Origin of the sequence: Tenacibaculum pacificus (assembly GCF_027941775.1) — a bacterium.
Taxonomy (GTDB): Bacteria; Bacteroidota; Bacteroidia; order Flavobacteriales; family Flavobacteriaceae; genus Polaribacter; species Polaribacter pacificus_A.
The window spans coordinates 506,605-519,220 of sequence record NZ_CP115917.1; the positions used below are offsets into that span (position 1 = coordinate 506,605).

At 29.3% G+C, this 12,616-nt stretch carries 13 protein-coding genes; 4 read left to right on the top strand and 9 right to left on the bottom strand.

The features are described 5' to 3' along the window. Nucleotides 1–4 precede the first annotated feature (4 nt). A complete protein-coding gene (locus PG913_RS02295) occupies nucleotides 5–136 on the top strand; it encodes a hypothetical protein (RefSeq protein WP_271231451.1) in 132 nt (43 codons plus the stop codon). On the opposite strand, the gene nadE is transcribed toward PG913_RS02295, so the two are convergent. Continuing rightward, complete coding sequence (gene nadE / locus PG913_RS02300) at nucleotides 128–916, bottom strand: NAD(+) synthase (protein ID WP_271231452.1); 789 nt, start codon at nucleotides 914–916, stop codon at nucleotides 128–130. The genes PG913_RS02295 and nadE overlap by 9 nt on opposite strands. Before the next feature lie 95 nt (nucleotides 917–1,011). Between nadE and gldB the strand changes: the two genes are divergently transcribed. After that, nucleotides 1,012–1,974: a gliding motility lipoprotein GldB gene (gene gldB / locus PG913_RS02305; protein ID WP_271231453.1), complete on the top strand. Its 963-nt coding sequence runs from the start codon at nucleotides 1,012–1,014 to the stop codon at nucleotides 1,972–1,974. Further along, nucleotides 1,974–2,309 carry a gliding motility protein GldC gene (gldC, locus tag PG913_RS02310; protein ID WP_271231454.1) on the top strand — a complete coding sequence of 112 codons (336 nt, stop codon included), beginning with the start codon at nucleotides 1,974–1,976 and terminating at the stop codon, nucleotides 2,307–2,309. Before gldB ends, gldC begins: the two co-directional genes overlap by 1 nt. A gap of 49 nt (nucleotides 2,310–2,358) precedes the next feature. Here gldC and PG913_RS02315 read toward each other — a convergent pair whose 3' ends face one another. The 7 genes from PG913_RS02315 to tamL form a co-directional block, all read right to left on the bottom strand. After that, on the bottom strand, nucleotides 2,359–3,111 hold the full coding sequence (locus PG913_RS02315; protein ID WP_333780809.1) for a deoxynucleoside kinase: 753 nt from the start codon (nucleotides 3,109–3,111) through the stop codon (nucleotides 2,359–2,361). Continuing rightward, nucleotides 3,033–3,485 carry a 2-amino-4-hydroxy-6-hydroxymethyldihydropteridine diphosphokinase gene (folK, locus tag PG913_RS12845; protein WP_333780778.1) on the bottom strand — a complete coding sequence of 151 codons (453 nt, stop codon included), beginning with the start codon at nucleotides 3,483–3,485 and terminating at the stop codon, nucleotides 3,033–3,035. The genes PG913_RS02315 and folK overlap by 79 nt, the downstream gene beginning before the upstream one ends. A gap of 198 nt (nucleotides 3,486–3,683) precedes the next feature. Continuing rightward, complete coding sequence (locus tag PG913_RS02320) at nucleotides 3,684–5,921, bottom strand: polyribonucleotide nucleotidyltransferase (protein ID WP_271231455.1); 2,238 nt, start codon at nucleotides 5,919–5,921, stop codon at nucleotides 3,684–3,686. A 178-nt stretch (nucleotides 5,922–6,099) separates the two neighbouring features. Beyond that, the gene (gene rpsO / locus PG913_RS02325) at nucleotides 6,100–6,369 is read right to left on the bottom strand and encodes a 30S ribosomal protein S15 (protein WP_271231456.1); all 270 of its coding nucleotides are present in this window, start codon (nucleotides 6,367–6,369) and stop codon (nucleotides 6,100–6,102) included. Nucleotides 6,370–6,520: 151 nt separating this feature from the next. Further along, nucleotides 6,521–7,378 carry an acetyl-CoA carboxylase, carboxyltransferase subunit beta gene (gene accD / locus PG913_RS02330; protein ID WP_271231457.1) on the bottom strand — a complete coding sequence of 286 codons (858 nt, stop codon included), beginning with the start codon at nucleotides 7,376–7,378 and terminating at the stop codon, nucleotides 6,521–6,523. A 171-nt stretch (nucleotides 7,379–7,549) separates the two neighbouring features. Further along, nucleotides 7,550–8,617, bottom strand: coding sequence for a class II fructose-bisphosphate aldolase (gene fbaA, locus PG913_RS02335; RefSeq protein ID WP_271231458.1), 1,068 nt, complete (start codon nucleotides 8,615–8,617; stop codon nucleotides 7,550–7,552). Between the two features lie 88 nt (nucleotides 8,618–8,705). Further along, nucleotides 8,706–11,099 (bottom strand): translocation and assembly module lipoprotein TamL, encoded by a 2,394-nt coding sequence (tamL, locus tag PG913_RS02340; protein ID WP_456300669.1) that lies wholly within the window; start codon nucleotides 11,097–11,099, stop codon nucleotides 8,706–8,708. A 128-nt stretch (nucleotides 11,100–11,227) separates the two neighbouring features. Between tamL and PG913_RS02345 the strand changes: the two genes are divergently transcribed. Then, on the top strand, nucleotides 11,228–11,962 hold the full coding sequence (locus PG913_RS02345; protein ID WP_271231460.1) for a TrmH family RNA methyltransferase: 735 nt from the start codon (nucleotides 11,228–11,230) through the stop codon (nucleotides 11,960–11,962). Here the strand turns inward: PG913_RS02345 and PG913_RS02350 are convergent, their stop codons facing one another. Beyond that, nucleotides 11,963–12,568, bottom strand: a complete 606-nt coding sequence (locus PG913_RS02350) for a deoxynucleoside kinase (RefSeq protein ID WP_271231461.1) — start codon at nucleotides 12,566–12,568, stop codon at nucleotides 11,963–11,965. Nucleotides 12,569–12,616: the final 48 nt, after the last annotated feature.

Here is a 12,616-nt window from a genome sequence, read left to right on the forward strand (position 1 = left end):
AATTATGAAAAAAATAATACAATTTTTAGAATTATTATGGCTACTAATTGTATTACCATTAGAAGTTTCTAACGGTAGTAAAAAAGGCGCTTATCAAAAGATTAAACGCCAAATGATTTTAGTTAACCTACTTTAAATCAGTAGGAATTTTACAAACAGGAATAGGAATCATTTTATGTTGATTAATTCGATTTAATCGAGTGTAAATTTTAAAAACTTCTAATTCTCTGTTTGTAAAATCATTTTCTGTTTTTCCTAAATCTAACATTTTCATTGCCCATTCTAATTCATCATATGAAGCACCTATTTGGTCTTCATCTGTTCTGCTATCGCCAAAAAGTCCATCCGTAGGTTGAGCATTTTGTATAGAATTCGGAACTTCTAAATGTGCAGCTAATGCATATACTTCCGATTTTACTAAATCAGCAATAGGGCTTAAATCTACGCCGCCATCACCATATTTGGTGTAAAAACCTACGCCAAAATCTTCTACTTTATTACCTGTACCAGCAACTAGTAATCCGTGTAATCCTGCAAAATAATATAAGGCAGTCATGCGCAAACGAGCACGAGTATTTGCTAAAGCTAAATCAGTTTTTGCTGATGTTTCTACTTCAGGAACAACATTTTTAAAACCTTCAAAAGTCGTAGTTAAATCAACTTCAACTTCACTAACATTGCTATAACGTTCTTTTAATTGTTTAATATGTTCATTTGCTCTGTTTACTTGGCTTTCTGCTTGATGAATAGGTAACTCAACACATAAAGTAGGTAAACCAGTTTCAGCACATAACGTTGAAGTAACAGCGCTATCTATACCGCCAGAAATACCTAGCACAAAACCATTTACACCAGCTTTAGTAGCGTATTCTTTTAACCATTTTACAATATGTTCAGAAACTTTTGGCGTATTCATAATCAACTATATTTTATAAGGGTTTATATCAAAATGATATAAACTATTTTAGTAATTTCGACGTTATAATATTAAATGTAAATATACTAAAGTTCATGAGAAAAATTTTAGCACTATCTATTTTAGTTTTAGGGTTGCTGTCTTGTAAAAAAGAGGTTAATTCTAAATTAAAAGTAGATGTATCGAATATAGAAGTTAATGTAAAAGTAGATAGGTTTGATGTTGATTTTTATAAAACAACAGCTACCGATTTAGATAAAACAAAACTTAAATATCCTTTTTTATTTCCAAAACAACCAGACAGCGTTTGGATAAATAAAATAAATAATAAAGATGAAAGAGAATTATATAACGAAACACAAAAAGTTTTTTCTGATATAAATGGCTTAACTACTGATTTAAATTCGTTTTTTAAGTATTTAAAATATTATAATCCGAAATCTAAAACACCACGAGTAATAACAATGTTAACAAATATCGATTATGAAAATCGCATCGTATTTGCTGATAGTTTATTGTTGATTTCTTTGGATGCTTATTTAGGTGAAAAACATCCTTTTTATAATGATTATCCTGCTTATATAAAACAGAATAATGAGAAAGAACAGATTATTGTTGATGTAGCTAAAACAATTTTAAATGCTCATAAATTTTCTAAAAAACCAAGAAATTTTGTAGAGAAAATGATTTATAAAGGTAAGAAAATGTATGTGTTAGATGCGTATTTACCAACAGTATCAGATTCTCTTAAAATAGGTTATTCAGCAGATAAAATGCGTTGGGCAGAAAGTAATGAAGCTCAAATTTGGAAATATTTTATCGAAAAAAATATGCTGTATAGTACTCATAAAGAATTGGATGTGCGTTTTTTAGATATTGCGCCTTTTTCTAAGTTCTATATGGAAGAAGATAGCCAATCTCCTGGGAGAATAGGGGAGTTTATTGGTTGGAAAATAGTCCGTTCGTACATGCAAAAGAATGATGTATCTTTGCAAGAGTTATTACAGAAAAATGAAGAGGAAATCTTCAGAAAATCAAACTATAAACCAAAGAAATAATGGCGATAGAGCACACATCTAAAGTAACATTTACAATAGGATTAGACGAAAACAAAATCCCTGAAGAAATTTCATGGAATGCAGAAGATGGTGGAATTGATAATGAATCTTCTAAGGCGATTATGTTATCGGTTTGGGATCATAAGAAAAAAGATACTTTACGTATGGATTTATGGACCAAGGATATGCCTGTTGATGAAATGAAGCAATTTTATCATCAAACATTAGTATCAATGGCTGGTTCATTTGAAAGAGCAACTAATGATGATAAAATGGGTGCTACTATGAGAGATTTTTGTGATTATTTTGCAGAAAAATTAGAATTGAAAAAATAGACTTAAAAGGTCTTGAAAATAATAAAAAGCAGCTTTTAAGCTGCTTTTTTTATGTTGTATGATTATATATTTTATTGATGATAAATTGATAATCTTCTGAATTATTTACAAAATCTAAATTAGAAACATCAATAACTAAAATATTTAGTTTTGGTGTTTTTTTTATGAAATCATTATAACTATCTTGTATTTTTTGAAGATAATCAGCTTCAATATTTTGTTCGTATTTTCTATCTCGTTTTTTAATATTTTCTAATAATCGTTCGGTATTTTGATATAGATACACATATAAATCAGGTTTTTGAATTTTCTGATATATTAAATTAAACATTTTTTGATACAAGAGATATTCATCATTTTGTAATGTAACTTGTGCAAAAATTAATGATTTAAATATATAATAATCAGAAATAACACCATTTTTTGTATTATATTTAGCTAAATCATCTGTTAATTGTTGATATCTATCAGCAAGAAAACTCATTTCTAAAGGAAAAGCATAACGCTCATTATCCTCATAAAATTTTGATAAAAAAGGATTATCAGCAAAATGTTCTAAAACAGGTTTTGTATTAAAATTGTTAGCTATTAAATTAGCTAAAGATGTTTTTCCTGCGCCAATATTTCCTTCTATAGCAATGTAATTATATTTTTGGTTAATAGTAATTGGTTTTGTTAATTGCTCATCAATAATTGTTATTTCAGAATCATCTTGGCAATTATCTAGGCAATTATGTAAAGGTTTTTTTCCTTTGGATGTATTGTGTTTTTTGCAATTTCTATCAAAGGAACTAACACAAATTTACGAGCTAACATTCTTGGATGTGGAATAATAAGATCTTCTGATAAAATAATTTTATCATCTAATAAAAGAATATCTATATCAATAATTCTGTCTACGTATCCGCTTGTATTCTTTTTTAATCTTCCTAATTCAGATTCTATAGCAAGTGCTTTTTTAATAAGATTTTGAGGAGATAAATAAGTAGAAACTTTAATACATGTATTGTAAAAATCAGCACCATCAAAACCTAAAGAAGGCGTTTCATATACGGAAGCAATTTGTTGTACAACACCAATTTTACTAGCAATTAAATCGATTGCATTTTGAAGGTTTTCTAATCGATTACCTTTATTTGTTCCTATTGATAAATATGTAGTTTGTTGTGTTTTCATAAAAATGAGTACAAAGAAACTAAAAAAGAGTTGTTATTTAATGATTCCTTTTTAATTCTTTTTAGTTTTTCTTCAGATATCAATCTGATTTTTAAAGAACAATTTTTTAGAATTGATTATTTATTAAGCATAAAAAAACCGCCAAAAATAATTTGGCGGTTTTAATATTTATTTAAAAAAGTTACTTAAAAAAGAAAATTAATCTTCTTTTTTAACCTCTTTTACTTCTCTAGGTTCTCTTGGAGCTCTAGGTTTTCTGTCATCACGACTTCTGTTATCTCTAGGCTTATTTTCTCTTGGTGGTCTTGCTACAAAACCTTCTGGTTTTGGTAACAATGCTTTACGAGAAACTTTTTCTTTACGAGTTCTTGGGTCAAGTCCGAAATATTTTACATCAAATACATCACCCATTTTAACTACGTCAGAAACATTTTCTGTACGTTCCCATGCTAATTCACTAACATGTAATAAAACTTCGTTTCCTGGAGCTTCTGCATATTCTACAACAGCACCAAAATCTAACATTTTAATTACTTTAACTTCGTAAGCACTACCAACTTGAGGTTTGAAAAGCATAGACTCAATACGAGTAGTTACTTTTTCAATTCCTGCTGGATCAGTTCCTAAAATTTCGATAATTCCTTCTTCAGTCACAGCATCTTCAGTAATTACAATAGTAGTTCCTGTTTCTTTCTGTAATTCTTGAATATGTTTACCACCTGGTCCAATAAATGCACCAATCATATCATTAGGGATACGACGGTTAATCATTTTAGGAGCGTGTTCTTTAACTTCTTCGTTAGATTGAGAAATAGTTTCAGTTAATTTTCCTAAGATATGTAAACGACCTGCACGAGCTTGTTTTAGAGCATTTACTAAAATTTCGTATCCTAACCCTTTAACTTTAATATCCATCTGACAAGCAGTAATTCCTTCAGAAGTACCAGTTACTTTAAAGTCCATATCACCTAAATGATCTTCATCACCTAAAATATCAGATAAAACTGCGTAACGATCTCCGTCAGAAATTAATCCCATAGCAATACCAGAAACTGGTCTTGTCATTTTAACACCTGCATCCATTAAAGCCATTGTACCAGCACAAACAGTTGCCATAGAAGAAGAACCGTTAGATTCTAATACTTCAGATACAACTCTTACTGTATAAGGGCAATCAGCAGGAATCATTCCTTTTAAACCACGTTGAGCCAAGTTACCATGACCAACCTCTCTACGAGAAGTTCCTCTTAATGGTCTTGCTTCACCTGTACAAAAAGGAGGGAAGTTATAATGTAAATAGAAATTCTCTTCACCTTCGTAAGATGGCATATCTATTTTGTTAGCATCTCTAGATGTTCCTAAAGTAACTGTAGCTAATGCTTGAGTTTCTCCACGAGTAAATATTGATGAACCATGTGTTGATGGTAAATAATCTACTTCACACCAAATTGGTCTAATTTCGTCAGTCTTACGACCATCTAAACGTAAACCTTCAGCTAAAGTTAATTCTCTAACAGCACTTTTTTGAGATTTATTGAAATATTTTCCAACTAAATCACCATAATCAGCTAATTCTTCTTCAGTAAATGAAGCTTTTACTTCTTCTTTTACTTCAGCAAAAGCTGTTGTACGTTCTACTTTTGATGTTCCTTTTTTAGCGATAGCATAACACTTATCGTAAGCAAGTTCATTTATTTTTTCAGCTAATGCTTCGTCTTCTCTTTCTCCTTCGTAAACTCTTGTTTCTTTCTTACCGAAAGCTTCAGCTAAACGAACTTGAGCAGCACATTGTATTTTAATAGATTCACGAGCAAATTTAATTGCTTCAGCCATTTCTTCTTCAGAAATTTCATCCATTTCACCTTCAACCATCATTACTGAATCAGCTGAAGCTCCAATCATCATATCGATGTCAGATTCTGCTAATTGTGCTCTGTTTGGGTTGATTACAAATTCACCATTTACTCTAGCAACACGTGCTTCAGAAATAGGACATTCGAAAGGAAAATCAGATAATTGAATAGCTGCAGAAGCTGCTAAACCTGCTAATGCATCTGGCATAACATCCTCATCATGAGACATTAATTGAATCATTACCTGTACTTCAGAATGATAATCTTTTGGAAATAATGGACGTAAAACACGGTCTACTAAACGCATTGTTAATACTTCACCATCACTTGGTCTTGCTTCTCTTTTAAAGAAACCACCAGGGTAACGACCTGCGGCAGCAAATTTTTCTCTATAATCTACCGTTAAAGGTAAAAAATCAACTGTTCCTGCTTTGTAGCTAGATACAACAGTACATAACAACATTGCTTTTCCCATTTGAACAACAACTGAACCATGGGCTTGTTTTGCTAATTTACCCGTTTCTAATGAAATGGTTCTTCCATCTCCTAGGTCAATGACCTCTCTAAATACTTTTGGAATCATAAATTTTAATTCTAAATTTTTAAATTGTTTGTTGTTGTGTTGTTGTTTTGTTGCAATGGAAATTCAAAATTGTTGTTAAAAATTTTGAGTTTTTTATATAAATTTCTATTAGTTAGATAGAAATGAATTTTTTTAAAATAAAAAAGAGGCACGTTTATAGAGCCTCTTTTTTTGAGAATTATTTTCTAATTCCTAATTCTACGATAATCGCACGATATCTGTTGATTTCAGTTTTCTTTAAGTAATCAAGTAAGCTTCTACGTTTTCCTACCATTTTCACTAATGAACGCTCAGTATTAAAATCTTTACGATTTCTTTTTAAGTGTTCAGTTAAGTGGTTAATTCTAAAAGTGAACAATGCAATTTGTCCTTCCGAAGTTCCTGTATCAGTTTTGCTTTTACAGTGTTTTTCGAATAATCCTTCTTTTACTTCTTTAGTTAAATACATTCCAATATTATTTAAATGATTTTTATGTACATCAATGAGCTATTCATTGAAGTTGCAAAGGTACAAATAAAATTTTAGTTGAAATGTATCAGTATAAGTGTTTTTTGTATTGATAAAAAACAAAAAAGCCAGCAAATGCTGACTTTTAAATTTAGGCTCTTATAGGTTGATTCTGTATCAAATCGATATATAAGTTAACTTGTTTTTTTAATTGCTTACGCTCGTAAATTGCATCTAAGAAACCATGTTCTAATACAAATTCAGAACGTTGAAAACCTTCAGGTAATTCTTTACCTGTAGTATCTTTTACAACACGAGGTCCTGCAAAAGCAATCAAAGCATTTGGTTCGGCGATATTAATATCACCTAACATTGCAAATGAAGCCGTTGTTCCTCCTGTAGTAGGATCAGTACATAATGATATATACGGAAGTTTTGAGTCTGCCAATTGGGCTAACTTCGCAGAAGTCTTTACTAATTGCATTAATGATAAAGAAGCTTCCATCATACGTGCTCCTCCAGATTTTGAAACCATTAAGAATGGAAGTTTATTTTCGATAGCATAATCAATAGCTCTTGCTATTTTTTCTCCTACCACAGAACCCATTGATCCTCCAATAAAAGCAAAATCCATAGCAGCAATTACTATGTCTTTATTATTTGATTTACCTACTGCTGTACGAACAGCATCTTTTAATCCAGTTTTCTTTTGTGCCGCTTTTAAACGATCTGGATATTTTTTGGTGTCTTCAAATTTTAAAGGATCTTTAGATGTTAAATCTGAATTTAATTCTTCAAAATTATTGTCATCAAAAAAAAGCTCAAAATATTCATTACTTCCAATACGAACATGATATCCATCTTCAGGACTTACATATAAGTTTTTCTTTAATTCTTCTGTATCAATAACCTTACCGCTTGGTGTTTTGTACCACAAGCCTTTAGGAGTATCTTTTTTTTCTTCTGTAGGAGTTTGAATTCCTTTGTCTTTACGTTTAAACCAAGCCATAGTTTAGTTTATATTTTGTTTATATTTTGTTGTTCGTTAGTGATTAACTCATTCATTTTAAGAAAAGAGCAGGCTACAAATGTAAATTATTTTTGCGAACTTTATATTATTATAAATAATAAAAAAGCACTTAGAAGATTCTAAGTGCTTGAATATTAAAAATTAAAATGTTTATAATGTGTTTACATTATTTAAATCTTCAAAAGCCTTTTTTAAACGAGTTTTGAATGTTAATTCACCCTCACGTAACCATTTACGTGGGTCGTAATGTTTTTTATTAGGTTGTTCTGAATCGTCAGGATTACCAATTTGACTTGCTATATAATCTTTTTTATCTAAAATATAATCACGAGCTCCTTCTGTAAAAGCATATTGTAAATCAGTATCAATATTCATTTTGATAACTCCATAACCGATAGCTTCTCTAATTTCTTCTAAAGTAGAACCTGATCCTCCATTAAAAACAAAATCGATAGTATTATCAGCAACAGCATATTTTTTAGAAATATATTCTTGAGAGTTCTTTAAAATTTTTGGAGTTAATTTTACATTACCAGGTTTGTAAACTCCGTGAACGTTACCAAAAGCAGCAGCAATAGTAAATTGATCGCTAACTTTCATTAATTCTTCGTATGCGTAAGCAACTTCTTCAGGTTGTGTATAAAGTTTAGAAACATCAACATCAGAATTGTCAACACCATCTTCTTCACCACCAGTAATACCTAATTCAATTTCTAAAGTCATTCCTATTTTACTCATACGAGCAAGGTATGCTTTACAAATTTCAATATTTTCTTCAATAGGTTCTTCGGATAAATCAATCATATGAGAACTATATAATGATTTTCCTGTTTCTTTATAAAATTGTTCACTAGCATCTAGTAAACCATCAATCCAAGGTAATAATTTTTTAGCAGCATGATCGGTATGTAAAATTACAGGAATTCCGTAAGCTTCTGCTAATAAGTGAACATGTTTTGCTCCAGCTACAGCACCTAAAATTGCTGCTTTTTCATCTTCATTCGATAAGCCTTTACCAGCATTAAATTGAGCACCACCATTAGAAAACTGAATAATTACAGGTGCATTTAATTCTTTTGCAGTTTCTAAAACGGTATTAACAGTGTTAGAACCTACAACGTTTACAGCAGGTAATGCAAATTTTTTATCTTTTGCTAATTGAAATATTGCTTGAACTTCTTTTCCGGTAGCAACTCCAGCTTTAATCGTATGAGCCATTTTATATGTTTTTAGTTGTATTTAGCGGGTCAAAAATAAGGAATTTTAAACGTATTTGTCAAAAATAACAGTATGTGAGCATTAAATTTTAAAAAGGATAATTAATTCCGATGTTTAATACACGGTTTGAAAAGTTAAAGTTTTTAAACCATCTGTCATTTTTTAGATAAGGTTCATGCATTTTAAAGCCAAAATCAACTCTAGCAATTAGAAAGTTAAAATCATACCTAATTCCAAAACCTGCACCAACAGCTATGTCAGTTAATGATTTTATATTATTGAATTTAGCCTTTTCATCTGTAAAACTAGAATTGGTGATATCCCAAATATTTCCTGCATCAACAAATAAAGCACCTTTTAAAGAACCAATTACGTTAAAACGATACTCAAAACTAGATAAAAATTTTAAGCTACCAATATTATATTCTAAACCAGGTGCACGAGTTCCTGGTCCTAAATCGTAAGTTTTCCAAGCTCTAATATCATTAGATCCACCAGCAAAATAACTACGAGAAAAAGGTATACTAGAGTTGTCGTAAGTAATAATTGCACCTAAAAAAGTTCTATGTGCTAAAACGGTATTATCTCCTAAATTCCAATATTTTTTATACTGTATATCTGTTTTAAAATACTGAGCAATAGGTGTTTTAAAAACTGTTTTTTGGTTCCAAGTATTTGTTTTTTTAGATAAAATACCCATGAAATTTCCAGAATTAGCAACTCTAAATTTTACAAAAGAGAAATTAGTATCTTTTGTATTTTGTTGATTATTATATGTATAGCTAAAAGCTATTTCAGGAATTAAAAAATCAGAAGTAATAATATTATATCTATTAAAAATATTAAGATTATTTTGGTATTCTAAAGGATTTGATGCTTTGAAAATTCCATCTTGTGAAACGTTTCTTATAAATTCTAAAATTCCAGAAGAGTTACTTGGTTCGTTAGGTGGTAATGTATGATTGGTGTTAGCAGTATCTACTTCTTTTAGTTTTGAATATTCCGAAGAATAGATATTAAAATAATTATCAACATTTAAGTTTCGAATATACTGGGTGTTAAATAACTCTAATTGAAGTGTTTTTTGTTTGTTGTATTTCCATTTATAATCTAAACCGACAGTGATATTTTGATTATCTAATCCTATATTTTTTTGATTAGCTCCACCAATTAAAAATTTTGTTTTTGGAAACATTTTTTTAGGAATAAGACTTTGTAAGCCAAAAGGCGCAACAAAACGAGGTACTTCTAAAGTAACATCAGCACCAATTTCCCAACCAGGACCATTATTTGAATTAAAATAAGAACCAAAAGTTGATATTTTAAATATTTCAGCACCCTTAAAAGTATTTCTATTTGTTAAAGAATATTTTAGAGAAACATCAAAATTTCGAATATTAGAACGAGATAATTCAGTGTCTAAACCTAAGGTGTATTTTTCAATAGGTGTTAAAAAAATGTTTGCTTCTAATTCACGGTCATTTAATTCATGATAACGAATAGAGGTAGTTTTAAAATTTCTTAAGCCCCTTAAATGTGTTCTTGTTAGGTTGTTAGATAAGTCGCTATATACAGTATTTGGTTTTATAAATAATGATTGTGATAATATTTTAGGATTGTATTTTAATTTTTTATGAGCATAAAATCGAACTCCATTGTATAAAGCAGTGTCTTTATGAATTGAATCTTTTTTATTGTATGTATAGTCAGTGTATACATTTATTCTCTTTATTTTTTGAACTTTAAAAGGAATAATTCTATCAGAAATTTTAACAGCTACATTTGTTTTTTGATAATTTTGTAGCGTATCATTTTCAAACGATATATAATTTTCATTAAAATGATAAATTCCTTTATCTCTAAATAAATTAACTAAACGATTCGCTTCTTTGATAAAGTTTTCATCTTTGTATTGATCACCAGATTTAAGAAAACTTTTTTCTTCTGATTTTTGATATAAAGAGTCAAGAATAGGGGAGGTTATTTTAGTTTTAATTTTGTTTAAAAAAGAAGGATTTCCTTTTGTTATGATATATGAGATGCTACCTTTTTTATTTTGAATAGTATCTTTTTTTGAGGTTACTTTTGATCTAAAATAACCTTCTGTTTGAAAATAGGCATTTAAATTTGTAATAGTTTTTTTTGTTTTTTTATCATCAATAATAATAGGTGCTTGTCCGCTATTTAAAAACCATTCATTAATTCCAATAGCAGTATTTGCTACTGAAATACTTTGTTTTTCAGAAAAAAACTTTTTAAAAAAAGCGTAAGTATTTGGTTTTTCTGTAGCCCATTTAGCAGGAGTTTTAGCTCCTACAGGGTTTCCTAAGTTATAAAAATATAATGATAAAGGAATTCCTAAAGCCTTAGCATTAGGACGTTGCATTAATAATTCAGCAATATTTCCACTGGTGTTTTTTATACTATCAATATAAACAGTGTTTTTAGCGAGTAATAATTCATTTTTTTTAACAAATTTTATCGTACTACATTAACTGAATAAGACTATTAATAGAAAGAAGAAAGAAAGTTTTTTCATTAACTTTACGGCTGGTATTAAGTATCAAAAATACTGTTTTTTAGTGGTTATAATATGTTAAAAAAATAATAATGAGTTTATCTAAAAGCAACCTAAAATTAATAACGAGTTTACAGCAAAAAAAGTATCGACAAAAACATCAATTATTTATTGCTGAAGGTATAAAAGTGGTGAGAGAATTATTAAATTCATCATTAGAAACATCGCATATTTTTACAGTAGATACTTCTTTTGAAATACCTACTAATGTTGAAAGTACTATTATTTCAGAAAATGATTTGAAGAAAATTAGTACTTTAAAAAATCCGAACAAAGTTTTAGGTTTATTTAAAATTCCAGTAGAAAATACAATAAGTGAAACGAATTTAACGATTGCTTTAGATGAAGTAAATGATCCTGGTAATTTAGGAACTATTATTCGTTTATGTGATTGGTTTGGTGTTACGGAGTTAGTTTGTTCTAAAAATACGGTGGATTGTTATAATCAAAAAGTAGTACAATCAACTATGGGGTCTTTAACTAGGGTAAATATTTCTTATGTCGATTTACCAAGTTTTTTGACTGATACTAAATTAGCAGTTTATACTGCAGATATGGATGGAGAAAATATATATGAAGCAACTTTACCTAAAAAAGCAGTTTTAGTTATGGGGAACGAAGCTAATGGAATATCTAATGAAATAGCAGCAATTGTAAAGCATAAATTAACGATTCCACGGTTTGGTGAAATTCAGAAAACTGAGAGTTTAAATGTTGCCACAGCAACTGCTATTTTATTAAGTGAATTTAAAAGAACCCTAAAATAATTAGTTAATTAGAGCGTCTATTTTATCAATTATAAATTTTAAATCTTCATTATTATTAATGAAGTCTAAATTGTCAACATCAATTATTAATAGTTTTCCTTTTTTGTAACCACTAGCCCAAGCTTCATAACGTTCGTTTAGTCTACTTAAATAGTCAATACTAATAGAGTTTTCATAGTCTCTACCACGTTTGTGAATTTGACCTACAAGGGTAGATATGTCTGCTCGTAAATAAATTAATAAATCAGGAGGTGTAACTAACTTTTCCATTAATTCAAATAATGAAGAATAATTACCAAAATCACGATTAGTCATTAATCCCATTGCATGTAAGTTGGGTGCGAAAATATGAGCATCTTCGTAAATAGTTCTATCTTGAATTATTTTTTTTCCAGATTCTCTTAATTCTAAAACTTGACGAAAACGGCTATTTAAAAAGAAAACTTGTAAGTTAAAAGACCAACGCTCCATTTGAGCATAAAAATCATCTAAGTACGGATTATCATCTACTGATTCATAATGAGGATCCCAGTCATAATGTTTTGCTAATATATTGGTTAATGTGGTTTTTCCTGCACCTATGTTTCCGGCAATTGCTACATGCATATTTTTTGAATTTCAATATTGGTAAAATTACATAAAAAAAGCGAGCTA

What these genes read in the sequence shown, in the direction of transcription:
- PG913_RS02295 (WP_271231451.1), top strand. Translation starts at nt 5, where the DNA reads ATGAAAAAAATAATACAATTTTTAGAATTATTATGGCTACTAATTGTA.
- gldB (WP_271231453.1), top strand. Translation starts at nt 1,012, where the DNA reads ATGAGAAAAATTTTAGCACTATCTATTTTAGTTTTAGGGTTGCTGTCT.
- PG913_RS02350 (WP_271231461.1), bottom strand. Translation starts at nt 12,568, where the DNA reads ATGCATGTAGCAATTGCCGGAAACATAGGTGCAGGAAAAACCACATTA.
- nadE (WP_271231452.1), bottom strand. Translation starts at nt 916, where the DNA reads ATGAATACGCCAAAAGTTTCTGAACATATTGTAAAATGGTTAAAAGAA.
- PG913_RS02345 (WP_271231460.1), top strand. Translation starts at nt 11,228, where the DNA reads ATGAGTTTATCTAAAAGCAACCTAAAATTAATAACGAGTTTACAGCAA.
- accD (WP_271231457.1), bottom strand. Translation starts at nt 7,378, where the DNA reads ATGGCTTGGTTTAAACGTAAAGACAAAGGAATTCAAACTCCTACAGAA.
- fbaA (WP_271231458.1), bottom strand. Translation starts at nt 8,617, where the DNA reads ATGGCTCATACGATTAAAGCTGGAGTTGCTACCGGAAAAGAAGTTCAA.
- gldC (WP_271231454.1), top strand. Translation starts at nt 1,974, where the DNA reads ATGGCGATAGAGCACACATCTAAAGTAACATTTACAATAGGATTAGAC.
- folK (WP_333780778.1), bottom strand. Translation starts at nt 3,485, where the DNA reads ATGAAAACACAACAAACTACATATTTATCAATAGGAACAAATAAAGGT.
- rpsO (WP_271231456.1), bottom strand. Translation starts at nt 6,369, where the DNA reads ATGTATTTAACTAAAGAAGTAAAAGAAGGATTATTCGAAAAACACTGT.
- PG913_RS02320 (WP_271231455.1), bottom strand. Translation starts at nt 5,921, where the DNA reads ATGATTCCAAAAGTATTTAGAGAGGTCATTGACCTAGGAGATGGAAGA.